Here is a 680-nt window from a genome sequence, read left to right on the forward strand (position 1 = left end):
TTGGTATGGGAACGCCTCCCCTTCGCAGTCGTTCCATCGTTAGGAGGCTTGCCGATCCTCGGTTTCGATCAGCTCAGTTTTATCGGCCAAGACTTCATGATGCTGGTGGCAAAGAATAATCTCGGTCAACCGATTCGTCGCCGGGTGAAGTTCGTCTCCGATATTCTGATGGCCAGCCTGATGACGCTGGCGTGCTTGCCGATATTCATTCTGTTTTCATGGCTCGTTTCGCGGGATGGCGGCCCCATTCTTTTCCGCCATCAGCGGGTAGGGCGAGGGGGCAGGCTTTTCGATTGCTTGAAGTTCCGAACTATGGTGCCCGACGCCCAGCAGGTCTTGGAGGCTCATTTGCGTGCGCACCCCGAGGATGCCGCCGAATGGCAGGAGCATTTTAAGCTGCGCAATGATCCGCGCGTAACATCTATCGGTCGTTTTCTGCGCTCCACAAGTCTTGATGAACTGCCCCAGCTCATCAATGTGTTGCGCGGTGACATGAGCCTCGTCGGCCCCCGCCCCGTGACAGAAGACGAACTGCCGTATTACGGGCGGGATGTGATGTTTTATTTGGAGGCCCGACCAGGTATAACCGGCCTTTGGCAAGTTAGCGGCAGAAGCGATACATCTTATGCTCAGCGAGTTATGTTTGATACTTGGTATGTGAAGAATTGGACCTTGTGGCA

General features: G+C 54.7%; 1 protein-coding gene. It reads left to right on the forward strand.

The window, feature by feature from the left end:
• Positions 1-48: 48 nt before the first annotated feature.
• Positions 49-680: sugar transferase (locus VZ95_RS19640; protein WP_198148423.1), on the forward strand; the 632-nt coding region annotated here is incomplete at its 3' end.

This window comes from Elstera litoralis (genome assembly GCF_000963705.1).
Taxonomy (GTDB): Bacteria; Pseudomonadota; Alphaproteobacteria; order Elsterales; family Elsteraceae; genus Elstera; species Elstera litoralis.